Annotated in this window: 21 protein-coding genes; 11 read left to right on the forward strand and 10 right to left on the reverse strand. The window is 61.0% G+C overall.

Annotated features, from left to right (window positions below; all coding sequences use genetic code 11):
- The first annotated feature begins 12 nt into the window (after window positions 1-12).
- On the forward strand, window positions 13-918 hold the full coding sequence (locus ACTHNE_RS05230; protein ID WP_440268692.1) for a LysR substrate-binding domain-containing protein: 906 nt from the start codon (window positions 13-15) through the stop codon (window positions 916-918).
- 804 nt (window positions 919-1,722) lie between these two features.
- Here the strand turns inward: ACTHNE_RS05230 and ACTHNE_RS05235 are convergent.
- Genes ACTHNE_RS05235 through ACTHNE_RS05245 form a run of 3 tightly spaced genes read right to left on the reverse strand, consistent with a single transcriptional unit; the run spans window position 1,723 to window position 6,291 of the window.
- Complete coding sequence (locus tag ACTHNE_RS05235) at window positions 1,723-2,553, reverse strand: hypothetical protein (RefSeq protein ID WP_440268693.1); 831 nt, start codon at window positions 2,551-2,553, stop codon at window positions 1,723-1,725.
- A gap of 38 nt (window positions 2,554-2,591) precedes the next feature.
- Window positions 2,592-5,615, reverse strand: coding sequence for a GTP pyrophosphokinase (locus ACTHNE_RS05240; RefSeq protein WP_440268694.1), 3,024 nt, complete (start codon window positions 5,613-5,615; stop codon window positions 2,592-2,594).
- Window positions 5,616-5,673: 58 nt separating this feature from the next.
- Window positions 5,674-6,291, reverse strand: coding sequence for a TetR/AcrR family transcriptional regulator (locus tag ACTHNE_RS05245; protein ID WP_440268695.1), 618 nt, complete (start codon window positions 6,289-6,291; stop codon window positions 5,674-5,676).
- Between the two features lie 115 nt (window positions 6,292-6,406).
- Between ACTHNE_RS05245 and ACTHNE_RS05250 the strand changes: the two genes are divergently transcribed.
- Window positions 6,407-7,381: an MBL fold metallo-hydrolase gene (locus ACTHNE_RS05250; RefSeq protein WP_440268696.1), complete on the forward strand. Its 975-nt coding sequence runs from the start codon at window positions 6,407-6,409 to the stop codon at window positions 7,379-7,381.
- A gap of 207 nt (window positions 7,382-7,588) precedes the next feature.
- Here ACTHNE_RS05250 and ACTHNE_RS05255 read toward each other — a convergent pair whose 3' ends face one another.
- On the reverse strand, window positions 7,589-7,822 hold the full coding sequence (locus ACTHNE_RS05255) for a helix-turn-helix domain-containing protein (protein ID WP_440268697.1): 234 nt from the start codon (window positions 7,820-7,822) through the stop codon (window positions 7,589-7,591).
- A gap of 122 nt (window positions 7,823-7,944) precedes the next feature.
- On the opposite strand from ACTHNE_RS05255, the gene ACTHNE_RS05260 reads away from it, so the two are divergent.
- Genes ACTHNE_RS05260 through ACTHNE_RS05270 form a run of 3 tightly spaced genes read left to right on the forward strand, consistent with a single transcriptional unit; the run spans window position 7,945 to window position 10,836 of the window.
- Entirely contained in the window at window positions 7,945-8,979 is a 1,035-nt protein-coding gene (locus ACTHNE_RS05260) for a two-component system sensor histidine kinase NtrB (protein ID WP_440268698.1), read from the forward strand.
- Entirely contained in the window at window positions 8,972-10,369 is a 1,398-nt protein-coding gene (gene ntrC / locus ACTHNE_RS05265; RefSeq protein WP_440268699.1) for a nitrogen regulation protein NR(I), read from the forward strand. Before ACTHNE_RS05260 ends, ntrC begins: the two co-directional genes overlap by 8 nt.
- Before the next feature lie 14 nt (window positions 10,370-10,383).
- Window positions 10,384-10,836: an N-acetyltransferase family protein gene (locus ACTHNE_RS05270; protein WP_440268700.1), complete on the forward strand. Its 453-nt coding sequence runs from the start codon at window positions 10,384-10,386 to the stop codon at window positions 10,834-10,836.
- Between the two features lie 208 nt (window positions 10,837-11,044).
- Here the strand turns inward: ACTHNE_RS05270 and ACTHNE_RS05275 are convergent, their stop codons facing one another.
- From ACTHNE_RS05275 to ACTHNE_RS05295, 5 genes are all read right to left on the reverse strand, one after another.
- Window positions 11,045-12,940: a phospholipase D-like domain-containing protein gene (locus tag ACTHNE_RS05275; RefSeq protein WP_440268701.1), complete on the reverse strand. Its 1,896-nt coding sequence runs from the start codon at window positions 12,938-12,940 to the stop codon at window positions 11,045-11,047.
- Between the two features lie 172 nt (window positions 12,941-13,112).
- Window positions 13,113-13,688 carry a YceI family protein gene (locus tag ACTHNE_RS05280; RefSeq protein WP_324939275.1) on the reverse strand — a complete coding sequence of 192 codons (576 nt, stop codon included), beginning with the start codon at window positions 13,686-13,688 and terminating at the stop codon, window positions 13,113-13,115.
- A 73-nt stretch (window positions 13,689-13,761) separates the two neighbouring features.
- Complete coding sequence (locus tag ACTHNE_RS05285) at window positions 13,762-14,238, reverse strand: SixA phosphatase family protein (protein ID WP_324939272.1); 477 nt, start codon at window positions 14,236-14,238, stop codon at window positions 13,762-13,764.
- Window positions 14,239-14,288: 50 nt separating this feature from the next.
- Entirely contained in the window at window positions 14,289-14,921 is a 633-nt protein-coding gene (locus tag ACTHNE_RS05290; RefSeq protein ID WP_324939269.1) for a nucleotide-binding protein, read from the reverse strand.
- A 161-nt stretch (window positions 14,922-15,082) separates the two neighbouring features.
- On the reverse strand, window positions 15,083-16,102 hold the full coding sequence (locus ACTHNE_RS05295; protein WP_440268702.1) for a hypothetical protein: 1,020 nt from the start codon (window positions 16,100-16,102) through the stop codon (window positions 15,083-15,085).
- A gap of 182 nt (window positions 16,103-16,284) precedes the next feature.
- Here ACTHNE_RS05295 and ACTHNE_RS05300 point away from each other — a divergent pair, with 182 nt between their 5' ends.
- On the forward strand, window positions 16,285-16,467 hold the full coding sequence (locus tag ACTHNE_RS05300; RefSeq protein ID WP_324939263.1) for an antitermination protein NusB: 183 nt from the start codon (window positions 16,285-16,287) through the stop codon (window positions 16,465-16,467).
- An 81-nt stretch (window positions 16,468-16,548) separates the two neighbouring features.
- Here ACTHNE_RS05300 and speE read toward each other — a convergent pair whose 3' ends face one another.
- Window positions 16,549-17,400 carry a polyamine aminopropyltransferase gene (gene speE / locus ACTHNE_RS05305; RefSeq protein WP_324939260.1) on the reverse strand — a complete coding sequence of 284 codons (852 nt, stop codon included), beginning with the start codon at window positions 17,398-17,400 and terminating at the stop codon, window positions 16,549-16,551.
- A gap of 448 nt (window positions 17,401-17,848) precedes the next feature.
- On the opposite strand from speE, the gene speA reads away from it, so the two are divergent.
- The 5 genes from speA to ACTHNE_RS05330 all read left to right on the forward strand — a co-directional run bounded on the left by speA (window position 17,849) and on the right by ACTHNE_RS05330 (window position 23,526).
- Complete coding sequence (gene speA / locus ACTHNE_RS05310) at window positions 17,849-19,738, forward strand: biosynthetic arginine decarboxylase (protein ID WP_440268703.1); 1,890 nt, start codon at window positions 17,849-17,851, stop codon at window positions 19,736-19,738.
- A gap of 97 nt (window positions 19,739-19,835) precedes the next feature.
- Complete coding sequence (locus tag ACTHNE_RS05315; RefSeq protein WP_440268704.1) at window positions 19,836-20,621, forward strand: 3-hydroxybutyrate dehydrogenase; 786 nt, start codon at window positions 19,836-19,838, stop codon at window positions 20,619-20,621.
- 81 nt (window positions 20,622-20,702) lie between these two features.
- The gene (locus ACTHNE_RS05320) at window positions 20,703-21,452 is read left to right on the forward strand and encodes an acetoacetate decarboxylase (protein WP_440268705.1); all 750 of its coding nucleotides are present in this window, start codon (window positions 20,703-20,705) and stop codon (window positions 21,450-21,452) included.
- A gap of 8 nt (window positions 21,453-21,460) precedes the next feature.
- The gene (locus ACTHNE_RS05325; RefSeq protein ID WP_440268706.1) at window positions 21,461-22,663 is read left to right on the forward strand and encodes a DUF3734 domain-containing protein; all 1,203 of its coding nucleotides are present in this window, start codon (window positions 21,461-21,463) and stop codon (window positions 22,661-22,663) included.
- A complete protein-coding gene (locus ACTHNE_RS05330; RefSeq protein WP_324937826.1) occupies window positions 22,660-23,526 on the forward strand; it encodes an NAD(P)-dependent oxidoreductase in 867 nt (288 codons plus the stop codon). The genes ACTHNE_RS05325 and ACTHNE_RS05330 overlap by 4 nt, the downstream gene beginning before the upstream one ends.
- Window positions 23,527-23,588: the final 62 nt, after the last annotated feature.

The raw sequence follows: 23,588 nt of genomic DNA on the forward strand, positions 1-23,588 counted from the left end.
GGAGGCCGAACAATGCGCCCTGACTTAACGGAGCTCAATGCCTTCATCGCGGTGGCGGAGGCCGGCGGCTTTCGGGACGCTGCGCGCGAGGCCGGCGTCAGCGCCTCAACGCTTAGCGATGCAGTGAAACGCCTCGAAGGGCGATTGGGCCTGCGGCTTCTCCACCGCACCACCCGCAGCGTCACGCCTACTGAAGTAGGTGCTCTTTTGCTCACACGCCTCAGGCCGGCGCTCGGTGAAGTCGACGCCGCGCTTCAAATGTTGGAAGGCCTGAGCGGGCACCCCATGGGCACACTGCGGTTGAACGTGCCGGTCAGTGCGGCACGGCTGATCCTGCCAGCCATCCTGCCCGGGTTCATGGCGGCCTATCCCGATGTACGTGTGGAGATCGATGCCGACGACCATCTGGTTGACGTGCTCGCACTGGGCAATGACGCAGGCATTCGCCACGACGAACGACTCGAGCAGGACATGATCGCCGTGCCGATTGGTCCTCGAGTGCAGCGTTATGCGACCGCCGCGGCGCCGGGATATTTGGATAAGCACGGTCGACCGACGCATCCGCGCGAGCTGCTCGGGCACGCGTGCATTGTCGGTCGCTACGTCGGCGGCGCGCTCGCGACGCCATGGGAATATGAGCGAAATGACGAAGTGTTCCGGGTCGACCCACAAAGCCGGCTTGTCGTGAGGGTCGGGGGCGCCACCGACCTTGGCGTGGAGGCCGCGATCGCGGGCATTGGAATAATCCATTTGTTCGAGGACTGGCTTCGTCCTCACTTTGAAAGCGGACGTTTGGAGCCGGTGCTTTCAGACTGGTGGCAGTCGTTTTCGGGGCCGTTTCTTTACTACTCCGGGCGCCGCCTGGTTCCTCCTGCGTTGCGCGCATTCATCGACTACATAAAGACAGTCCCGGCTTAAGGCGGAACTGATCGATTCGCGGCGGCTCTAAAACTTGGCGGGCTGAAATCTCTATTGGATGTCCGATAGGCGCAGATCAAGACATGTTTGCGCTGTCGAACCTGTGGATGGTTAGGCGCCAGCTGATGGCCATGACGCCTGCTCGTGCATGAAGAAAGATCTTCAGAGATTCCTTAGAGCGACCGCTTTGGGTCGAAATCGGACCTCACGGCCTTTCCACGTTCCAGCCCAAGAACTGTTCCAGATCATCAGCCGCCGCATCTGCTTGTCACGCACATGTGAGTCAGGATCTGCCAGCCCTCGCACGACCAGGTCATAGACCGGATCGCGCGGAATTTCCCCAAACCGCCGAGCCAGATGGCCAAAGCTTAGCAAGGCGTTTCCACGAACGAGTGGATCAGACGAGTGAGTAGCCGTCAACGCGACTTCAAGCGCCGGCGCTAACGTCGACGAGTGAAGCGCCAATCTGTCGGGATCAGGTAACCGTGTCGCCGCCCTGAAGTTAATGAAAATCATGCGTTTGGCGGGGTCACTGCCCCTGGAATATGTAGGCTCGCGACAGGGTCAGATGCTTTTGTTGGCAAACGACACGGTTAGCTGAGGCTTTTGCCGTTTGGCGACAGGATTGCCAAACACACTTGTTTTGATCTGATCAGCCGTCCATGGTGACCCAAACTGGCTGCAGATGGTGGTACTGGGTTTAACTATCGCTGTCGCTGTTAAATGCTGTCGAGTATTCTGTTTTAGGCTGTCACCAATTCTGGTGCTGTCGTCGCTTCTGTTCCCGTCGCTGGTTCTGCAAGGCTATTCGTTGACAGCCCACTCGGCATCCTGAAGCAAAAACGTAAGTGCGCCCACTGCCAACCCCGCATCCTGGCGAGAGACGGGGCGGGTACCATAACTGGCGGCCGCATTGGCTTTCGCGCGGCTATGCAGCGAATTGATCAGATCACCGGCATCGGCAAGTGCTCGTTTGTCTTCGCGACCGAGGTATTTCACCAACTTACCAAGATCTTGTTTACCCTCCGGGTTCGAATCGGGAAACTTGGCGCTGATCACATAAGAAGCAGCAATTCGGCAGGCATCGATCACGGCCTGAGGGGCCAGCACCGAGGCTGCCTCCACAACAGCATCCAGCGAACCCATGACATCATGCCTATTGGAATCTGGAATCCTGTCAGGAATAAGTTCGGGAAGGACTCCGAACAGCGTCTTGGACTTAAGCGTGAGGCATTGCTCATGGAGGTCGATGCGTTCCGAAAGAACAACTATCCATCGGGAACCGCTTCCCTGATCACCCAGCTCGATTTCCACTCCTGACTTAAGCTGGATGCCGGCGGCCCTGTACGCGCGATTCACATCGAAGCGATTGGCCGCATTCTTCAAATCGCGATGAGGGAAACGAGCGACGCAATTTGCCTCCCAGGAGTTCCGTGTATTGTCTTTCTTGAATACTCGGCCACGCCGAATCCGCGTTGCCGAGTTGAAATAATCCTCGTGAAATAACAATTCCCCGGTGCGCGCTTCGCCCACCACTGACAGAGAAAGAATCATAGGGTTGCCTTGGACCCGGCGCAGCCACGAACCGCTACCCTCATACCAAAGCCCCTGCGCCTCAGCAATGTACTGAATCATACGGCTCGCTCTCGTCAACTATTCGGATGATATCCAACCTAATTGTTATCATCGTCACTATCGGGCTGATCATCATATTTCATGTCACGCAGCCGTTTATCAGACTCTGCTCGACGTTCTTCGTCAGTGATCATACGGGTGAGAGTGGCGATTTCTCGCTCGGCGAACGCAACCACTGCTTGGCGTGAATCCTTCAGCCAATCATCAAGCAAATTCCGTCTAGCCCTCCAAGCATCTGCCACGCCGTGCTCCCCATGAGCTATGCCAAAGCTTTCGATGCAGGCCCGTACTGCACTATGCAGTGCCCTGTTCTTTGGAAACAGGAAAACAATCTCTTTTAAAACACTGTGGGTAAAAGCCTCGCCGTGATAATTTCGAAGAATGGCTAGGGCGAATTTAACCTCGGTCTCGCCGCCGGTCTTGACCAGATTAGCTAAGGCCACAAAAAAGTCGTTGGCATCACGTGGAAAGGCTGCGCTCAGCAGTCGGCCGCCGCGAAACTCAAATAGTCCTGCATCGCGCTGAAACCATGCCAACCCTCTAGCCAACGCAAGCGCCGGATCTTTGGCGAGTGCCTTCTCCAAACCGAATAATTGGAACGGCACAGCCTCAAAACTCTTGGCATCGTCGCCATCGCGATCTTGATGCTGGAGACGCTCGCCAAAGTAATCCCAGACCGCTTCGAGGTGGTGTTTCGCCAGTTGAGTCAATATTTGCTCAACTTGGTGGTTGATTTTGGGCAGGTACGCCATGTTCTCCAGCATCTGGGTGGCGAGACCTGAGGGGACCTTGTCGTAAAACGATGATTCGCGACCGGCAGAGAACCAGGCCTGATATACCCATCTAGCGTCCTTCCGTTCAGTCAGATAACTCAAAGCATCCCGCATATATATGTCTGGCGCGGCCACCCTGTCCGTACCCCAATGCCGCATAGCGAGAAGCAAGCATTCCATAACCGACCACGAATCTTGAATAGCTATGGACCGATCTAGGAGCGATCGCGCGGCGCTGGGGTTACGAGCGTTGCCATATCGGAGATGGCGCGCCACAGCAGGCAAGTTATCTCCAGAATCCAATTCCTCGGCTAATGTTTTCTCGTAGATGTCCTGCTGACTACTGGCAAACAACCCGTTGAGAAACGCGGCTAGGAATCCGCGAAGGTCTCGGCCTGCTTTGTTCAAAAATCTCTGCGCGACGTCAGGCTTGCGCTGGGCCAACTGAACAAGAAAATCCGTAAAAGTAGGAAATGTGGCTAGGTCGTTGGATTTGGTCTCTGCGCAGCGCGTGATCAGTGCGAACCACTCTTCCTCGGTTTCAGCGTTAATCTCGTCCAGATAGCGACTGCACTCGGTCTTGCGATATTCCTCAGACGTGTTGAAGTCAAAGTTGAGGTCATCCCACTGCACTGGATAGACCGACTCAAACCCCACAAGCACTTTGTATCGGACAAATCGCTCATCGCCATTGATGCAGTCGCGGAATCTCAAGATCGCCGTGGCTAGCTCTTCCGCAAGCTTGCGTTGGGTATGGGATCCCTCTTCGCCTAGGTGTTTTGCCCAGTGGTAGTCTCGGACGCGAGCTTGCTCCAAGTGCTGACGCAACTCATAACTCATTCCTGTGGCGCGCTGAGTTAAGAACTCAACAATGCGAATCGTGTCTTGAAGCGAGGTGGCCAATAGCGCATCGCTCCGTTCCGCGGGACCGTGCGCACGCGTTGCTTCTTCCAGTGCCGACAGAACCAGCCGTCTTTGATCGTCGTCGGTTGACCGGTCGAAAGCTGCGAATAACGCATGAATAGCCTTTGTTCGCACTTCCCTGAGCTGATCTGACGCGGGCACGGTGCCGGAACGAAGGATCATAGAGTCGGCCTTCCATGTCTGGCTCGTAATTTCTGGCTTAAGGGCTTCTGACCAAATGGCCAGAGCTACAGAACGGGCGCGATCAATTTCGGCAGTGGTCATGGCGTCAATGTGATCAATCAGAGCCAATTGCAAACTGGGGCCGACTTGGTTGTAAATGTTGATGTTGTACTCGCCAAGATGCCTGGCGACACTGGTTATTTCTTCTTTAATGCGTTCGCTCGGCTCGCTCGCGTACATCTCGAATAGAAGGATCAGCGTGCCGACGGCGTCCTGATAGCGCAAGACGCTGATAATATCGATTGCGAGCTTGGTGACATCTTCGGCGCGCATCCCTCTCATGGCTCCAAAGGTGGTTTCAATGGGTACGACTTCGTCGGCACGAGCTGCGCGAACCGTATCTAAAAGTGGCCCTTTCAAGCTCGCATATGCAGCCGGAAGATCATCGTAGTGAGGGATTGCATAGTCCTTTAATCCAGAGAGGATGTCGTAACGCTCGTTGTTGTTTTTTGCGTTCTTAAGCAACGTGACGAGATCACTATCGAACAGCTGCTTGCCACGGAGCACTCTTTCGTAGTCTTGCTGCGCCTTTTGGATCTCGTAACCCGCTGGAATCAGGTATTTATCCATGATCCGCTCGAACCGCCGCGTGATACCCTCGATGGCCTTTTTACCGAAGCCATCGCCCAAACGATTTTTGTAAATAATGTCGTGTGAGGTTTCGGACCAAGCGTGATTGAGAATGGTCTGTATCTGGATCTCGCAGCGCAGTTCCGCAAAGCGGGCATATTCGGGCAGTTGGAGGCGATCATCACGTAACCGAATCGTGTAGTGAATGCCGCGGTAGCGAACACCATCATTTTCGGGTGTGGGGTGATGAACCTTGAGCGAGTCTTCCTCTATCTCGAAATTGTCGCGTATCAACACTGAGGCAAGAAACCGATCGACATCATTATTGGTATAGAAAATGATCCTGGCGCCGGCTAGATCACGCCGATCCTGCTCAAGCGTGTGTGAATCCAGCTTCCCTTCATCATCAAGCCGCTTGCGCAAGCTTTCTACGGATTTTGCGCGAGATTGGATGGACTGCGGCTGGGGAAGTTGTGGGTCAGCAGCTAGGGCGACCTTGAGAATGAACTGCACCGTAGCGGCGAACGCCTCGTATACCGGAAAATACTGCCTCTCGTAGTCATCTATGTTCATGCGCAGTGTCCGTATGCCTGCCTGACGGATCTGATCGTTCGTACCACATCGCCATAATTTAGAGGGCCTTAGTTGTGGACGCCGCGCCGTAACGCAAGCCATCGAGAAACAGACCTACCAACTTTCGGGCATCGGGTGGGTCTTCTGCATACTCAAGCGGGGCGCAGAGCGCTCCCACCGCGCACAATAGCTCCTGCGGGCGAACTCCTTTCCGAATCTCGCCCGACGCCATCGCCGCGTCGAGCAGCTCGTGAACGACAGGGAGGAGTCGCTGCTGAAAATACGTTGGCAGAGCCTTGAAGGCGGGATCACCTGAGCCGAGCGCGGCGGCGAGCCCGCGCCTTTTTGTCACGAACTCCACATAGCGTTCGACCCATTTTTCTAGGGCCACGCCCGCCTTATCCGTGGCCGCAAGCTCCGTCCCGGCATCCGCGCAGGCGTCTACTTCACTACGCAGCGCGGCCACTACAAGGTCAGAACGCTGTGGAAAGTGGCGATAAATCGTGCCGACGCCCACCCCGGCCTTCCGTGCAATCTCGCGCACTGGCGCGTCAACTCCCGATTCATCGAAAACGGCCAATGCCGTCCGCAGCAAGGTATCGATGTTCCGTAGCGCGTCTGCGCGCACAGGACGGGCTACTTTTTTGCTGGTGGATTGCTTAGTCGCCTTGCTCACTACACACCTCTTGTAAAGCGGAACAGTGTTCCGTATATTCCATAACCGGATCGACGTTCCGGTTAATCTTAATCTAGCGCATCGGTTCTGCCCACCACTTTCAACGGAGAAAACCATGCGCAGCACACCTGACGCACGCGTCACTGGTGCGAATAGAAGCATCGGTCTTAGAAAAGCAGCCCTCATGTTCCTCGTCGCCGCGCTTTCCGCGTGTGCGCAATCGACCCATCAATCTGTTCCCTCTCACCTCGGAAAGCCAATCAGCTCGTCGGCAATGGAGGTTTTGATCGATCAACCCGGGCCGATTGAACTCAAAACGGTCGCCAGCGCGGATTGGGTTGCCGATCTTTCTGGACTGATCAATCTGAAAGATCCAAAGGCCGTCCAGGCCGGCCTCCAAGATCACGAGGAGCCGATCCAAATCTATACGCATCTCCTGCGGCATCCCACGCAGGGATTTTTTATGGTCGACACAGGGGTTTCAAAGCAACTGGTGGATGATCCAGCGGGAGTAGGGGTCGGCTGGGTGGTAAGACACTTTGCAAAAATACAGAAGATGCAGATTCGGGAAGATGCCCTGTCGGCCATCAAATCGGAAGGCGTTCCTCTCAAAGGAGTCTTCATGACCCACCTCCATCTCGACCATATCTCCGGCATGCCTGACATTCCGAAAGATGTTCCGTTCTACACAGGTCCCGGCGAAGCTGAGGAGAAGAAGGCTGAGAACTTTTTCGTCACAGGGATGGAAGATCAGTTCCTTGAAGGCCGGCCAGCCATCCAGGAGTTTCAGTTCACGAAAGATCCGGATGGAAAATTTGACGGGATAATCGATGTTTTCGGCGACGGCTCCCTATTTGCCATTCTGACACCGGGACATACCGCGGGTCATGTCTCCTATCTCGCACGCACACCAGAAGGCCCTGTGCTGCTCACAGGCGACGCTTGCCACACGCGCTGGGGCTGGGAGCATGGAGTTGAACCGGGAAGCTATACGTTCGACCGGGATAGCGAACGAAAGAGTTTGCTCGCGTTGAAGGCCTTAAGCGAACGCCATCCGAAGATGATCATCAGATTGGGGCATCAGCCCTGAGACGCTTCGACTTGCGGCGCGCCGGCGATCGACGGCGCGCCGCAAGTGCATCGTCATCCTTCGACCGAGCGCGCTACGTACAGGCTCATGCACGAGCACGGATCTAGCGTTCAGCGCGCTTATCTAAGGAAACCCAATCTAGGCGATTCTCCTTAGATCGCACCAGATTTTGTTAGATTTGAAAGCCTTCGGGACATCCCGGGCCATTTAAGGCTTAGCGCGCTGAATCAGCGCCATGAGTCGCCGCTTTCGCGTCAGCGATAGCCGGTGGAAAGTCATGATCAGATCCGCCAAGTCATCGTCACTCGCGAAAAAATAAGCAACAGGCACGTCAAGGACCTGCCCAAGCTTGGTCAGCGTACTGGTGTCCGGCGTGTGCTTGCCGCGCTCGTATTGATTGATGCGGGGGGATGCAACCGAGGGATCAAGGCCCGCACGCACGCCCGGCCACCGTCAATGGGCCTCAATACGGCAATCGGTGACGCCCATGCGACACAACCGGCCAGCTTCCTTGTGCCATCAAGCAATTTGCACCAAGCCAGCGCTTTGTCCATGATGGTGCAATGAACGAGCAGTCCCGAAGCTGGGTGGAGCAGATGTCGACCGGGTTGGCGGTGGTCGATGGGGGCTTGCGGGTGCAGTGGATCAATTCGGCGCTGGCGGAGTTGCTGGGGCTGGGGTTGCGGCATGCGCAGGGGCAGTCGCTGCTGGGTTTGTTGCAGGATCCGCGGCTGGTGGCGCAGGCCGAGCGCAGCCTGGCGGAGCAGCGTTCGGTGCAGTGCCGGGGCTTGCTGCTGCCGGGGGTGCAAAGCGGGCAGCGGGTGGATGTGGCCTTGCAGCCGCTGGAAGGGGGCGATCTGCTGGTCGAGGTGCACACGGTGGCGGAGCTGCCGTCCACCGTGTCGCCGTTGTCGGCGACGCTGCGCGGTTTTGCGCACGAAGTGAAGAATCCGCTGGCCGGTTTGCGCGGCGCTGCGCAGTTGCTGCAGCGCCGGCTGGAGGATCCGGACATGCAAGCGCTGGCCGGCATGGTGATCAAGGAGGCGGACCGGCTTACCGTGCTGGCCAATCGCCTGCTGCATCACGATGGCGCGCCCCATTTGGCGCTGGTGAATCTGCACCAGCTGATGGAACGAGTCGGCGGACTGATTCGCGCGGAGCCTTCGCCGCCGCGTCTGCGCCAGGATTACGACCCGAGCTTGCCAGACGTGGAAGGCGACGCCGATCGCTTGCAGCAGGTGTTGCTGAATCTTGCGCGTAACGCGATCGAAGCTGGCGCTAAAACGCTCACTTTGCGCAGCCGCGTCGAGCATGGCGTGCGGCTGGGCGATCGCATGTTTCGCAGCGCCTTGCGGCTGGACGTGATGGACGACGGCCCCGGCGTGCCGGCGGCGTTGCGCGACACCTTGTTCGAACCGCTGGTGTCCGGACGCGCCGATGGCACCGGCCTGGGGTTGGCCTTGTCGCGCGAAATCGCGCACGAACATGGCGGCGAATTGCGCTACGCGAGCCGCCCGGGCGAAACCGTGTTTTCGCTTTATCTACCCTTGCCGCCACGTGTGGGCGCGGCAGCCTCGACGGGACGTGCCCATGGCTAAATCCGATAACCGCGCGGGCATCTGGATCGTCGACGATGATCGCGGCGTGCGCTTTGTACTGGCCGAAGCGCTGCGTGATGCCGGCATGGACGTGCGCGAGTTCGAAGAGACAAGCAGCGTGCGCAAGGCATTGCAGGAAGCGACGCCGGCGCTGGTGATCACCGATGTGCGCATGCCGGGCGATGGCGGGCTGGCCTTGCTGGATGAATTGCGCGCGCAGGGCATCGGGCCGGTGATCGTGATGAGCGCGTACACGGATGTAGCCACCACCGCGGCGGCCTATCGCGCGGGCGCGGTGGATTACCTCGCCAAGCCATTCGACCTGGACCAGGCGCTCGCGTCGGTGCAGCGCGCATTGGCCGAAGTGCCGAATGCGGAAGCTGCGTCTGCCGTAACGCTAGCTCCCGCGAACGCGCTGCTGGGCGAGAGCGCGCCGATGCGCGAAGTGTTCCGGCTGATCGGCCGCGTGGCCGCCAGCGATCTCAACGTGCTCATTACCGGCGAAACCGGTACCGGCAAGGAACTGGTCGCGCGCGCCTTGCATGAGGAGAGTGCACGGCGCGGCAAGCCTTTCGTGGCCTTGAACACCGCGGCAATTCCCAGCGAGTTGCTGGAAAGCGAATTGTTCGGCCATGAAGCCGGCGCGTTCACCGGCGCCACGCGTCGCGTGGCCGGGCGTTTCGAGCAGGCCGAAGGCGGCACGCTGTTTCTGGATGAAATCGGTGACATGCCGTTGATCCTGCAGACGCGCTTGTTGCGCGTGTTGGCAGGTGGCGAGTTCTATCGTGTCGGCGGGCGAGAGCTGATCCGCTGCAATGTGCGCATCGTGGCGGCCACGCATCAGGACTTGGATGCGCGCGTCGTCGCGGGGCAGTTCCGCGCCGATCTCAAGCATCGACTCGATGTGGTGCGCATCGAGCTGCCGCCGTTGCGGCAGCGGCGCAGCGATATCCCGATGCTGGCGCAGCACTTTCTGGCCACCGCGATACAGGAGCTGAAGCTTCCGGCCAAGCGCTTTTCCAAGGCGGCGCTGAAGGCCATCGCGCAGCGGGATTTTCCCGGCAACGTGCGCGAGCTGGAAAACTTGTGCAGGCGCCTGGCGGTGATTGCCGCGGGGACGGAAATCCTGCCGGCTGACCTGGGCAAATCCACCGATGCGCAACGCGGCGATTGGACAGACGCCTTGCGCGACTGGGCCGATCGCGCGCTGGAACGCGGCGAGGCGGATATCCACGCACGCGCACGCGAAACGCTCGATCGCGTACTGATGGAAGCGGCCCTGGCCGCCAACGAAGGGCATCGCCAGCATGCGGCGGTAGCGCTGGGTGTGGGCCGCAATACGCTCACGCGCAAGCTGGGCGCCTCGCGCGTGCGGCGCAAGTCAGAATGAAAAAGGAGCATACGGTGTCGTCATTGAAGATCCGTCCGGCGCAACGCGAGGACATCGCTGCCATTGCGGCATGGAACGTGGCGATGGCGTGGGAAACCGAACAGAAGCGACTGGATCCGCAGGTGTTGCTGCGTGGCGTAACGGCAGTGCTCGATGAACCGCGGCGCGGGTTTTATCTGATGGCCGAGCGCGATGGCCAGGCCGTAGGTTGCCTGCTGGTGACGTATGAGTGGAGCGACTGGCGCAACGGCGATTTCTGGTGGATCCAGAGCGTGTACGTGGCGCCGGAGGCACGGCGAGGTGGCGTGTTCCGTACGTTGTATGGCGACGTGGCGCAGCGTGCGAAGCAGGCGGGTGCGGTGGGTTTGCGCTTGTATGTGGAAACGGAGAACGTGCGGGCGCAGCAGACGTATCGCGAGCTTGGCATGGCGCAATGCCATTATTTTATGTATGAGCAGATGCTGTAGGTTGGGGTGCGAGCCCTGATGTATTCCCACGTTTTTGCTCGGCTTTCGCCGGAATGACGTCATGATTCTTTTGATTTAATCGGTCAGCACGCAGCCGCCTGATTTTTCTGAGATTCCAAGGCAAAACGTGGGGATATATCAAGGTGCGAACCCAACGTCGCCATGCCATCAAGATCACGGTGTTAGGGTTTGCACCCCAACCTACAAGTTACAGCACGCCTTTTACGCCGGCGCCGAACGCGGTAATCAACCGCGTGTAAATCAACTTGGTTGAAATCGCCACGTCGGGGAAATCGCCCACGGCCGTGTAGCAGCGGCTGAAATCAGGATTGTCCGGCTGCATCGGCGGGCAATCGGTGCCGGGTTTCATGTCGTAGCTGGTGGCGTAGCGGAACGGCCAGATATCGAACAGCGGCAGCTTGGCGGAGATGTCGCCGATGAACTGGCTGATCTGGCCGAGCACGGGGATCACCGGTTTGCGCGGTGCAATCACCCAGGCGTTTTGGGGCTCGGTGGCTTCGAGCACGGAATCGCGCAATTGCGCGGCGAAGCGCTGGTCGTACACGATCACGCCCGATTCGGTGTTGTAGTGGTCGGAGCGCGGATCGAAATTGTGCGAACCGACCATGCCTAAGTCATCATCGATGATCAATGACTTGGCATGCAGGCCGAAGCGCCGGCCTGGACTGATGAGCGGTGCGGGACGATTGCGGCTGCCTTGGCTGCCGAAGAAGCCGGGGTGTCGTTCGGTGCCCGGAAAGCGTTTGCGCCGCGAACCGGATGCGCCGGCGACGAGCGGCGCACCGCCGTCTTCATCCTCGACATTGGCTTGCATGTAGGCGTCATTGGCCAGCTCGGCGCGCGGCTTCAGCTCGTAAATGTTGAAACCGTAGCGAGTGAGATAGGTCTTGCGGTGCTTGTAGGACACCGCATACACCGCAAACGCGTCGGTGGAGGCCAGCGAATTGGTGGATACGATGATTTGCGGCGAAGGATCTTCCCGATGCAGGTTCTTGAAAATCTTTTCCGCGCGCCGGCTCATCACCAGGTACGGCGTTTGCAGCACCACTTCCCTCTTCGCGTTGCTGACCATGCGCATCAAGTGCGCGGTGTACTCGCGCGCTTCGCGCCGCGTGGGTTGCTCGGTCTTGGCTGGCAGGTCGCTGAAATACTCCACCTTGCTGGTATAGAGACTGTTGCTGGCGACGTGCTCGGCCAGCCACGCCTGGTTTTCCGCTTCCTCCTGCGCCGCGGCGACGCGCGCGGGATACACGTAGCGCGGTGCCGGCCACGGCGGCGGCGATGGGGTGCGCAGGATCAGGCGATTGACGTCGCGCAGATGCGTGAGCGGTACCGCGCGCTTGTGGTTCCAGAACCGATTGAAGGCCTTGGCCATCTCGCGTGCGGCGGGGCCGCCGACCATGATGTCGCGGTCGACGTAGTCGAAATCGTTGTCCCAGTTGAAATAGCGATCCTGGTAGTTGCGCCCGCCGGTGATGCCGATGGTGTCGTCGACCACCAGCACCTTGTTGTGCATGCGCTGGTTGAACTTCATGAAGCAGCACAGCACGCCGGCGGCGAACTCCAGCGGCGGCGTGTGCGCGGCGTGGAAGGTGGGGTTGTACAGGCGCACTTCCAGGTTGGGGCTGGTCCGCGCCAGTTGCGCGAGCATGGCCGGGTCCTGGAACGAGAACAGCTGGTCGGCAAGGATGCGCACATGCACGCCGCGCCGCGCCGCGGCGATGAGTTCGTTGAGCGCGAGCTGGCCGAGGTCATCTTCGTCCCAGATGTAGCTCTGCACGTCGATCGACGTTTTCGCAGCGCGGATCAGGCTGATGCGCGCGGCCAGCGAGGCTTCGCTGTCGTCGAGCAGGGTAACGACGTGCACCGGCCTGGCGGGCGTGGATTCGGCCAGCACTTTCTGCGCGGTATCGAGCAGCGGCGATGGTGTTGGGCAATGGTCGGCGGTGGCGCAGGTGCTCTGGCGATCGATGCTAGCGGCGACCACCGCATCGGCGTGGCGGATCTGCGCGCGGCTCAGCGCGCAACCCTGCAGCAGGGAGGCCAGCAGCAAGATCAGCAAAAGTTTGCAGCGCGCGTGCATGGCCGATCCGTTCAACGCATGTGCGCCGCCCGCGCGGACGCATCACGCGCGTCGTCGAACGTGTGGGCGCATCCCGCCGCCGTACGCTTATGTTTCCACATGGCTTTCACTTTCCTGATCCACGCAAACCCGCAGGCAGCAGCCGATCGAGCGGCGCCATCATAGCCGCTGATCAGCGTGTTTCGCGTTGAAGCGTGATGCTGAGGTTCAGGTCGACGCGGTCGGAGAGGGCGACGCGATTGCTGGTCATGCCGAAGGTGCTGCGCTGCAGGTTGCCGCGCAGCTGAATCCTGCATGGTGCGGACGACAACTGCGCGCAACGTTCCGGTTCCATCGCGAACTGGATTGGCGCGGTAACGCCGCGCAGCGTGAGATAACCGGTCAAGGTGCCGCCGCCAATCAGTTCGGATTGGGCGACGGGATCGGACACGAAGTGAATGACCGGATGATGCTCGGCGTCGAAGAACGAGGGCGCCAGCACCATTTTGCGCATGCGCGGTGACGTCATCGCCACGCTGTCCACCGGTATGGTGGCGTTCACGATCCAGCTTTCCGGATGCGGCCCGGGTGCGAGGTCGCCATTGACGTGCGTGAAATGGCCGTTGACGTTGTCCAGCCAGAACAGGCGAACCTGGAACGTGGCTTGGGAAGCCTCAGGATTGATGCGGTAGCCGGTTGCGCCGGCCGCCGCAAACAGCGGTGATGGCAACAGCAGCACAAGAGCCAGCAGTCGCCATCCGTATCTCACGCGTCGGGCAACGTGGCCCGCGGACCTTCTGAACATCGTTTCGCCTACGCAGGTTGGACCAGGGCGTCCTTCATCATGGCGACCAGAACGCATCCAGTCGCGCGTTGCCCGGCTCCAGCGGACCATCGTCCAGATGCAGCACGGCCAGGCCGGCCGGCGGCATGCCGCGGAATTCGTCGGAGCGCCCTTCCACCAGCAGGGCGACCAGCCGCTCGATGCCGGGGTTGTGGCCCACCAGCATGACGGTGTTCGCATCGGCGTGCTGGTCGAGCAAGGCCAGCAGCTCGCCGGGTGTGGCGTTGTAGATTTCCGAGGCGGTTTTCATCTCTGGCGCGCGTTCCAGTTTGGACAGCGCAAGGTTCGCGGTGGCGCAGGTGCGTTCCGATGGAGAACACAGCACGCGATCGGGCCGTTTGCCGTGCTTCCTCAGCCATGTACCGGCGTCGCGGGCTTCCTGTTCGCCGCGGCCACTGAGACGACGCACCACATCTTCGCCGCCGGGCGGGGCGGGTTGGGCTTCGGCGTGTCGCAACAGAATCAGTTCGTGCATGGCAGTGAGTGCTCCAGGTGCAGGTTTGGGTTCAGCGTGGCGGCGGTCGGTCAATGCTGGCGTTTTATCCAGCGCAGCAGGGGGTTCCAGTCCTGCTGGTGCCCGCGCACTTGCTCGGAACCGTAATCGAAAATGCCCTTGCCCAGCGAGGTCAGCAGCACGTAGGCCTGGGTGTCGCGCAATTGTGCTACCACCGGAAAGGGCGATTGCTCGGCCAGTTGCGTGATGGCGTCCTGGCTGGCGTGCGTCCACGGCTTGAGGCGATTGCCCACCAGCGCCACCGGCAATTTGCCGCGCTTGATCCGGCCGATGCTGCGCAGGTGCTGCAAGAAATTCAGCGTGGCGTGCAGATCGAAGGACGACGGCAGCACTGGCACCAGCACCACATTGGCCTGCTCGAGGTAGGGTTCCAGTTCCTTCTCGTGCGAGCCGGCCGCGGTGTCGACCAGCACGCGGTCGGTGTCTTCGGGAAGTTTTTCCAGCGCGCGGCGTCCGCCTTCCACCGCCAGCACGCCGGGAACATGCTCCGGACGCAGGCTTGCCCAGCGATAGCTGGAGCCTTGCGGGTCGCTATCGACGATGGCGGTGCGCTTGCCGTCCTGCGCCCAATGCGAGGCGAGCTGGGTCACCAGCGTGCTCTTGCCGCAGCCGCCTTTGCTGCTTGCTACCAGTACCGTAAGCATCAGCTACCCCTGTTGGCTTGAGGTGGGGTCAAGGGTAGCTGGCTGGTTGGGAGCCGTAAATCGTCAATTGGAAATCGGGATTCGCCAGAGCGAAGCGGGGCAAGGCAGCGAGTGAGCGCGCTTTACCTATTTGCGATTGACGATTCCCGATTGACGGCCGATCAGGAGCCCGGCTTCCAATCGGCCGGCGCATCGGTCGCGATGCCGGCGTCATGCAGGGCGGCCAGCACCAGGCTCATCTGGGTGCCACCGTTGCGAGCCAGGGCCAGCAAGTGCTGCGCCTGGGCTTTGTCGGTCTGCGCGCGCAAGGACAGCTGGGCGAAGTTCTGCACCTGCCACACCAGGTTGCGGCGGGCGTTCTGCGCATCCTGTTGCTGGGCGGGGTCGGTGTTGAGCACTTCGCGCAGGTGCAGGCCGAGCGAACGGGCCAGCGGGCTGGAACCCCATTCCAGGAGCTGGCCCAGCTTCAGGCAATCGTCCTTGACGGTGCTGTCTTTCGGCGCTTGCGCCTCGCAATAGGTAGCAGTGTCGCGCAGGGCCGGCTGTGGCATGCCGGCGGCGGAGCCGTATGCGATCAGCACCTGCACGCCATTGGCGCCGGCGTCGGAATTGGGATCGAGCGTGGCGGCCGGCGGCGGCAGCATGGTGGCGGCGTTGGCCAATGCTTTCAGCGCGACGCCGCTGTAGTCGTCATAGAGCTTGGCGGATGCGGCCTTGGCCAGATCCTGGCGGGCGTCGTCTTTCTTCAGCGTGCCGACGTCCTGGCTGAGCTTCACCAGCCACACGGCCGCGTTGTCCGGCGCCTGCTGGGTGAGCTGGGTTACCGCGTCACTGTTGGGGCAGGACTGGGTGTCGGCGTTGCAATCGGCCAGTCGCGCCCAGGTGATGGCGGGGCCGGCGCCGTCGGCGCGGCTGGCGCGCTCGATCAGGGCGTGAAAGTTGTTCAGCTTGCTCGGGTTCGGCAGCGGGCGGGCCAGCAGGGCGGCGGCCAGCAAGCGGTCCGGATCGCCGCTGGGCACCAGCACATTAATAAGGTCGGTCTGAAACGCGATCAGCGCTGCCTGACGCGATGAAGCCGCCGCCTTGGCGGTGTTGTGGTGGCCGGCCTGAGGTGTGGCGGCCGCAGCCGTCGCGCTCAACGCGCCGGCCAGGATGAGGGCAATAAGGCGCGGTCCGCGCATGGGCATTGCTCCGTGAAGTCATAAAAGCCGCCAGCATAACTGCGTGGGTTTGAGAGGGTTCTGAACGGCAGACGCCGGGCTTCTTCGCTGAATGTGTGCGTTGGGCATGCTGCGCAAGCTCCTGTAGCATGCAGGACCGCCGCCCACGAGGAACGCAGGAGATAGCTGTGGAGTCGTTTTCGATGTTGACCCAGGCGAACGCCCCGTGGTTTGTGGGATGGGGCACCCTGGCCTTGATCAATGCCGGTCTTGCGCAGGGCAAGAACCGCAGCGGCCTGCTGTGGTTCCTGCTGTCGTTGCTGTTCGGTCCGCTGGCGACGCTGGTGATCGTGGTGCTGCCGAAGGTGCGCAGCCGTTTGTTCTAGGCGGGAATCGAAAATCGAGAATCGGGAATCGCAAGAGCGCACGGTTAATGGCCATTTACGATTCCCGATTGACGATTCCCGTTACTCCCCAAGCGCCTCGCGCATGAATTCCGGCACCGCCAGCGCACCCTTGTGCACTTCGGCGTTGTAGTAGCGGGTAGGGAAATTCTTGCTGAGCGCGCCGCGCTCGCGGAAGCCGGCCAGGTCGCCGCCCTTGCGCGACATGGTGCAGCTCCACCAGCCGGTGGGATAGCACGGTTGCGGGAACGGCAGCGTCTTCACCGCGCTGAAGCCGGCCGTCCGCATCGCGGCGCGCATCGATTTGATCAGCTCCAGGTGCGCCAGCGGCGATTCGCTCTGCTGCACCAGGATGCCGCCGTGACGCAGCGCTTTGTAGCAGCTGGTGTAGAAGGCCGCGTTGAACAGGCCTTCGGCCGGACCGACCGGATCGGTGGAGTCGACGATGATCAGGTCCAGCGATTCGGGCTCCGCCTCGGCCATGTACTTGATGCCGTCGATGAACAACAGTTCCGCGCGCGGGTCGTTGTTGGATTCGCACAGCTCTGGGAAATACTGCTCGGCCAGGCGCGTGACGCGCTCGTCGATCTCCACCTGCGCAGCGTGCTCAACTTCTTCGTGCTTGAGCACTTCGCGCAGCGTGCCGCAGTCGCCGCCGCCGATGATCACCACGCGCTTGGCGCGCGCATGGGTGAACAGCGCCGGGTGGGTCATCATCTCGTGATAGAGGAAGTTGTCGCGGCTGGTCAGCATCACACAGCCATCGATCACCATCAGGTTGCCCCAGTCGGTGGTCTGGTAGATCTCGATGGTCTGGAACGGCGTTTTCTCGGCATGCAGCAGCTTTTCAACGCGATAACCGATGGAGGAACCGGAAGCCTGGTGTGCTTCGGTGAACCAGCTGGGCTGCGACATGACGGGTAAGTCCTATGGAACGTGGTTAAAGAAAGGTAATTGTAGCGGTAACGGTAGTGGACGTGCCGCGTGCTACGGCGCCCTCTCCCCTTCGGGAAGAGGGCGCCTTAAGGCCTGCACTGACCTCAAATTGTCGCAGCGCGCCGTTACAATACGCGTTCGGCTGCCGTGCGCAGCCATCAGGTCCACCCGGCCCCGCGGCGTGCGAGGCTTCCGGCCGGCGGGCTTAGTGTTCGTCAAGGCTCGCCGCTGCGACGACGTCGTCCCCAGGATGCTCTGGTCGATTCTGCGTAGGAGCCACAGGCGCTGTGTGTTCGCAGATCAAGGGGCCATCGGCGAAGGCAGACTGGCCGTCTGTCGAGACGGTGGACCGAAGAAATGCGGACACACAGGGTCTGTGGTGCCTGTGCAGGGCCGACCAGAGCATCCTTAGCAAGGAGATTCCGTCATGGCGAATGCCTGGACCATCAATGCCGCCCGCCACACCTACGCCGTACCCTACTGGGGCGATGGCTACGTCGACGTCAACGATGCCGGCCACATCGTGATCCGTCCGCATGGCCCGAACGGCCCCGGCTTTTCCCTTCCTGACATCGTCGAGCGCGCCCGCGCCGAAGGCCTGCGCCTGCCGTTGCTGGTGCGCTTTCCGGACATCCTGGCCGACCGGCTTGCGCGCCTGCAGGGTGCGTTTGCCAAGGCCATCGGCGAGTGGCACTACGCGGGCGGCTATACAGCGGTCTATCCCATCAAGGTGAACCAGCAGCGTGGCGTAGTGGCGGAACTGGTGGCGGCCGGCGCACACGGCTTCGGCCTGGAAGCCGGTTCCAAGCCGGAGCTGATGGCGGTGCTGGCGATGGCGCGTCCCGGTTCCATCGTGATCTGCAATGGTTACAAGGATCGCGAATACATTCGTCTTGCCCTGATCGGGCGCAAGCTCGGCCTGCGCATCCATATCGTGATCGAAAAGCCGTCCGAACTCGATCACGTGATCACCGAAGCCCAAGCGCTGAACGTGGAACCGCTGCTCGGCGTGCGCGTGCGCCTGGCTTCCATCGGCGCGGGCAAATGGCAGAACACCGGCGGCGACAAAGGCAAGTTCGGCCTGTCGCCAGCGCAGGTGCTGAGCCTGGTGACGCGCCTGGAGCAGGCCGGCCTGAAGCACACACTGAAGCTGCAGCATTTCCATATGGGCTCGCAGATTTCCAACGTGCGCGACATCGCCAACGGCATGCGCGAGGCCACGCGTTATTTTGTGGAACTCACCCGCATGGGCGTGCCGCTGGACGTCGTCGACGTCGGTGGCGGCCTGGGCGTGGATTACGAAGGCTCGCGCTCGCGCAGCCACAACTCCATCAATTACTCGATCGAGCAATACGCCGCCACCATCGTGCAGTCGCTGGCCGAAGCGGTGGAGGCAGAAGGATTGCAGGCGCCGCATATCATCACCGAGGCGGGCCGCGCGATGACCGCGCACCACGCTGTGATGGTGGTGAACGTGAGCGAAGTGGAAACCGTGCCGGTGGGCAGCCTGTCCGCCGCTGACCACGACGAACCGGCCGTGCTGCGCCATCTGCGCGAAGTGCACGACGAACTCGATACGCGCCCGCCGCTGGAACTGTTCCACGAAGCGCAGCATCACCTGCAGGAAGGCCAGACGCTGTACGCGCTTGGCCAGTTGTCGCTGGCAGCACGCGCGCGGCTGGATGAACTCTATTACGCCATCGCCAATGCAGTGCGCGCGCGCCTGTTGCCGGCGGAGCGTTCGCATCGCCAGGCGCTGGACGAGCTGGAAGAGAAACTGGTCGACAAATACTTCGTCAATTTCTCGGTGTTCGAGTCCATTCCGGACGTGTGGGCAATCGACCAGATCTTCCCCATTGCGCCGATCGCGCGCTTGCACGAACAGCCCACGCGCCGCGGCGTGCTGGTCGACCTTACCTGCGATTCGGACGGCCGTATCGATCATTACGTGGATGCCGAAGGCGTGGATGTGAGTCTGCCGTTGCATCCGCTCAAGGGCGGCGAGGCGTACCGGTTGGGCATCTTCATGGTCGGCGCGTATCAGGAAACGCTGGGCGACATCCACAATCTGTTCGGCGACACTGACGCGGTGAACGTGCGCGTGGATGGCGGCAACTATGTGTTTGCGCACAAGCGCCGCGGCGATACCACCGACCTGATGCTCGACTACGTCGGCTATGACCTGGAAGCGCTGCGACGCAGTTATCGCGAACGGATTGCCGCGGCAGGTATCGATGGCGAGCAGGCGGAGCGCCTGTTTGTAACATTGAATGAAGGTCTCACCGGCTATACCTATCTTTCCGAGGACGTGCGCTAGCGATGAGCCTTAGGGATGTTTCGAATGCGTTTCGAAACATCCTGCGGTGATTCCATGTGCCGCCCCGCTTTTTTTTATCCATCCGAAGGAGTGGCACATGGCAAGTCTCGACGGCAAGGTTGCATTGATCACGGGTGCGGCCAGCGGCCTGGGCAAGGCGATCGCCGAGCTCTATGCAAAAAGCGGTGCGGCGGTGGCGATCGCCGACATCAACCAGCAGGCTGCGGATGCGGCGGCGGCGGAGATCAAGGCAGCCGGCGGAAAGGCGATCGGCATCGCCATGGACGTGACCAACGAAGAGGCGGTGAACGCCGGTACGGACAAGGCGGTGGAGGCATTCGGCAGCCTGGACGTACTGATTTCCAACGCCGGCGTGCAGATCATCAACCCGATCGATCAATTCGCCTTCGCCGACTGGAAGAAAATGCTGGCGATCCATCTTGATGGTGGCTTCCTCACCACCAAGGCCGCATTGAAGTACATGTACAAGGGCAACCGTGGTGGCACGGTGATCTACATGGGTTCGGTGCATTCGCACGAAGCGTCGAAGCTGAAATCCGCGTATGTCACGGCCAAGCATGGTCTGCTCGGTCTGGCCCGCACGCTGGCGAAGGAAGGCGCGGCGCATAACGTGCGCTCGCATGTGATCTGTCCCGGCTTCGTGCGCACGCCGCTGGTGGAAAAGCAGATCCCCGAGCAGGCCAAAGAGCTGGGCATCAGCGAAGAAGAAGTGATCAAGAATGTGATGCTGAAGGATACGGTGGATGGCGTGTTCACCACCGTCGAGGACATTGCGCAGACGGCGCTGTTCCTGGCGGCGTTCCCGAGTGCGGCGTTGACGGGTCAGAGCGTGGTGGTGAGCCACGGTTGGTATATGCAGTAACGCTGCGCCTCAGCCTGCTCCCTCCCCTACTGCACGTAGGGGAGGGAGCAGGCTTCCGGACATATTCAACAGGACGTGCTTATGAAAATCGCCGACGTCAAAGCCAACGCTTTCGCCATGCCGCTAACCAGCCCTGCGTTCCCCAAGGGCCCCTATCGCTTCATCAATCGAGAATTCCTCGTCATCACCTATCGCACCGATATGGACGCACTGCGCGCCGTGGTGCCTGAGCCGCTGGAAGTCACCGAGCCGCTGGTGAAGTACGAATTCATCCGCATGCCCGATTCCACCGGCTTCGGCGACTACACCGAATCGGGACAGGTCATCCCGGTGAATTTCCGTGGCCAGCACGGCGGCTACGTGCATGCGATGTATCTCAACGACCATCCGCCGATCGCCGGTGGCCGTGAGCTGTGGGGCTTCCCGAAGAAGCTCGCCACGCCGGTGCTGGATACCGAGATCGACACGCTGGTCGGCACGCTCGATTACGGCAAGGTGCGCGTGGCTAAGGCGACGATGGGCTTCAAGCATCGCGCGGCCGATGCGGATGCGATCCTGGCCGGCTTGGCCGCACCGAATTTCCTGTTGAAGATCATTCCGCACGTGGACGGCACGGCGCGCATCTGCGAGCTGGTGCGCTACTACACGAGCAACGTCACCTTGAAGGGTGCATGGACCGGTCCGGCATCACTGGAGCTGCACCCGCATGCGCTTGCGCCAGTTGCCGAACTGCCGGTGCTCAAGGTGGAATCGGCCGTGCACTACATCACCGATCTCACGCTCGATCTGGGCACGGTGGTTTACGACTATCTCGCCGAAAACAACGCGTAGGGAGCTTTATGGCCGCAACCAAGATCCCGTCCAAGGCGCTACCGCATCATCCTGCGCAGGATGCCTACAAGGTCACCGCGCTGGTACTGCAAGGCGGTGGCGCATTAGGTTCGTACCAGGCCGGCGTCTACCAGGCGCTGGCCGAAGCCGGCCTGCATCCGAACTGGATCGCCGGCATCTCAATCGGTGCGTTGAATGCGGCCATCATTGCCGGCAATGCGCCGGAACATCGGGTGGAACGGCTGACCGAATTCTGGGAAACCATCTGCAGGTCGGCCTTGCTACCCCATGCGCCGGGTTTTCCGTGGATGGAAGGCGTAAATATGCCCTCGGTGCTGCGCGAAGGCATCAACATGTTCGCCGCATGGCGCGCGATCACCGAAGGACAGTTGGGCTTCTTCCAGCCGCGCATGCCGCCGCCGGTACTGCAATGGCACGGCACGCCGGCCACGTCCAGCTGGTACGACACCGCGCCACTGCGCGAAACCCTGGAGCGGCTGGCTGATTTCGATCGCATCAATGACGCGCGTACCTTGCGTGTGTCAGTCGGTGCAGTGAATGTGCGGACCGGCAACTTCGCTTATTTCGACAATCGGCAGGAAAAGCTTCGGCCCGAGCATTTCATGGCGTCCGGCGCACTGCCGCCCGGTTTTCCGGCGGTGGAGATCGATGGCGAGTACTACTGGGATGGCGGCATGGTTTCCAATACGCCGCTGTACAAGGTGCTGACGGAACGGCCGCACCGTGACGCGCTGGTTTTCCAGGTCGATCTGTGGAGCGCCGTCGGCGCCTTGCCGCGCGACATGGGCAGCGTGGCCGAGCGCTCGAAGGACATCCAGTATTCCAGCCGCACGCGCCTGGTCACCGAATACATGCACCAGAGCCGCGAGCAGCAGCGCCTGTTGCACCAGCTGATGGAGCTGGTGCCGGAAGACAAGCGCGACGATCCGGCCTATCGCCGCGCCGAGCGCTACGCCAACGGCGCGCTGACCAACCTCATCCATCTGATCTACCGCGACAAGCCGTACGAAGGCCATTACAAGGATTACGAGTTCAGCGCCGTGACCATGCACGAGCACTGGCAGAGTGGACTGACCGATATGCGGCATACTTTGAGCCATCCGCACTGGCTCGAACCGCCCACGCCGGACAATCCCTTCGTTACCCACGATGTGCATCGCGCGCTCAATTTGAATCAGGACCACGCATGACCATCAAGGCAGCTTTCATTGGCCTGGGCGCCATGGGCGAACCCATGGCCGGACATCTCAAGCAACACGGTTTGCTGCATGCGGTGGCCAACCGCACGCACAGCAAGGCCGAAGCCCTGGCGCGCACGCTCGGCGTGACCGCTCCCGCCACGCTGGCCGAGCTTGCCGCGCAGTGCGATGTGATCGCGCTATGCGTCACCGCCGATGCGGATGTGCTCAGCACGGTCGATGCACTCGCCCCGCACGTCAAGCCCGGCACCATCGTGATCGACCATTCCACCGTCGCGCCCGATACCGCCAAGCAGGCCGCGGCGCGCCTTGCCGCGGTCGGCGCGCATTTCCTGGATGCACCGGTTTCCGGCGGTGTGGAAGGCGCGAAGAACGGCAAGCTATCGATCATGGTTGGCGGCGACGCCGACGTGCTGGAACGCGCGCGGCCGGTGCTGGAAGCGTATGCGCTGCGCATTACGCATCTCGGCGATGTCGGTGCCGGGCAGGCCACCAAGGCGATCAACCAGGTGCTGGTGGCGGGTATTGCGCAGGCGGTGTGCGAAGGTCTTGCATTAGGCGAGGCGTTGGGACTGGATCCGGAGCGTCTGATTCCCACGTTGGGCGCGGGCGCAGCCGGCAACTGGTTCCTGGAAAAGCGTGGCGCGACGATGTTGAAGAATCAGTTCAGCGTGGGCTTCAAGCTGGCATTGCTGCACAAGGATCTGCAGATCGTGCGTGGAATTGCGGAGAAGGCCGGTACGTCACGCAAGGTGATCGAGCAGGCGCTCAGCGATTACGCCGAGTTGATGCAGCAAGGGCATGGGGATGACGATATTTCCGGGTTGATCCGGTTGAAGCGCCAACGCTCGTAGGTTGGGGTGCGAACCCTAACAATTGGTCTCACATGCATGGCGATGTTGGGGTTTGCACCCCA

This window comes from Dyella sp. (assembly GCF_051954575.1).
Taxonomy (GTDB): Bacteria; Pseudomonadota; Gammaproteobacteria; order Xanthomonadales; family Rhodanobacteraceae; genus Dyella_B.

Bases quoted from the DNA above. Each gene is read 5' to 3' on its own strand.
- ACTHNE_RS05260 (WP_440268698.1), top strand. From the start codon at position 7,945: ATGAACGAGCAGTCCCGAAGCTGGGTGGAGCAGATGTCGACCGGGTTG.
- ACTHNE_RS05320 (WP_440268705.1), top strand. From the start codon at position 20,703: ATGAAAATCGCCGACGTCAAAGCCAACGCTTTCGCCATGCCGCTAACC.
- speA (WP_440268703.1), top strand. From the start codon at position 17,849: ATGGCGAATGCCTGGACCATCAATGCCGCCCGCCACACCTACGCCGTA.
- ACTHNE_RS05235 (WP_440268693.1), bottom strand. From the start codon at position 2,553: ATGATTCAGTACATTGCTGAGGCGCAGGGGCTTTGGTATGAGGGTAGC.
- ACTHNE_RS05330 (WP_324937826.1), top strand. From the start codon at position 22,660: ATGACCATCAAGGCAGCTTTCATTGGCCTGGGCGCCATGGGCGAACCC.
- ACTHNE_RS05290 (WP_324939269.1), bottom strand. From the start codon at position 14,921: ATGCTTACGGTACTGGTAGCAAGCAGCAAAGGCGGCTGCGGCAAGAGC.
- speE (WP_324939260.1), bottom strand. From the start codon at position 17,400: ATGTCGCAGCCCAGCTGGTTCACCGAAGCACACCAGGCTTCCGGTTCC.
- ACTHNE_RS05295 (WP_440268702.1), bottom strand. From the start codon at position 16,102: ATGCGCGGACCGCGCCTTATTGCCCTCATCCTGGCCGGCGCGTTGAGC.
- ACTHNE_RS05285 (WP_324939272.1), bottom strand. From the start codon at position 14,238: ATGCACGAACTGATTCTGTTGCGACACGCCGAAGCCCAACCCGCCCCG.
- ACTHNE_RS05325 (WP_440268706.1), top strand. From the start codon at position 21,461: ATGGCCGCAACCAAGATCCCGTCCAAGGCGCTACCGCATCATCCTGCG.
- ACTHNE_RS05315 (WP_440268704.1), top strand. From the start codon at position 19,836: ATGGCAAGTCTCGACGGCAAGGTTGCATTGATCACGGGTGCGGCCAGC.
- ACTHNE_RS05250 (WP_440268696.1), top strand. From the start codon at position 6,407: ATGCGCAGCACACCTGACGCACGCGTCACTGGTGCGAATAGAAGCATC.
- ACTHNE_RS05300 (WP_324939263.1), top strand. From the start codon at position 16,285: ATGTTGACCCAGGCGAACGCCCCGTGGTTTGTGGGATGGGGCACCCTG.
- ACTHNE_RS05240 (WP_440268694.1), bottom strand. From the start codon at position 5,615: ATGAACATAGATGACTACGAGAGGCAGTATTTTCCGGTATACGAGGCG.
- ACTHNE_RS05275 (WP_440268701.1), bottom strand. From the start codon at position 12,940: ATGCACGCGCGCTGCAAACTTTTGCTGATCTTGCTGCTGGCCTCCCTG.
- ACTHNE_RS05230 (WP_440268692.1), top strand. From the start codon at position 13: ATGCGCCCTGACTTAACGGAGCTCAATGCCTTCATCGCGGTGGCGGAG.
- ntrC (WP_440268699.1), top strand. From the start codon at position 8,972: ATGGCTAAATCCGATAACCGCGCGGGCATCTGGATCGTCGACGATGAT.